Origin of the sequence: Hymenobacter crusticola (genome assembly GCF_002154225.1) — a bacterium.
In the GTDB taxonomy this organism is placed as follows: domain Bacteria; phylum Bacteroidota; class Bacteroidia; order Cytophagales; family Hymenobacteraceae; genus Hymenobacter; species Hymenobacter crusticola.
On the sequence record NZ_MTSE01000154.1, the window covers coordinates 1 to 321 of the forward strand.

Consider the following 321-nt stretch of genomic DNA (forward strand, 5'->3'; position numbering starts at 1 on the left):
GCCGTGGGGCTGGAGTCCCACACCAGCACGTATTCGCCCGCCTGCCGGCCTAGCTCTACGCGGCACGTACAGCCGATGTGCAGCAGCGCCAGTGGCAGCTCCTCCAGCGAGGTATCGTTGGCGTCCGTCTTGTAGCGGCTGAAGTACCACCGAACCGCAAACGGACCACCCGGTTGCTCGTTCGAGCCACGCTTCAGCAGCGCCACCAGGTCCGCGTTGAACTCACGCAGGTCCTGTTCGGCAATGTTGAACGTATCGTTATCCGCGAAACGCAGGTTGTACTTGGATTTGAACTCATCAGGCGTCATGCCCCAAAGCTCC

The 321-nt window shown here is 61.4% G+C and carries 1 protein-coding gene; it reads right to left on the bottom strand.

The window, feature by feature from the left end; genetic code table 11:
• Positions 1-321 (bottom strand): hypothetical protein (locus BXP70_RS30285; RefSeq protein ID WP_179197923.1); only part of this gene is annotated, 321 nt, incomplete at both ends.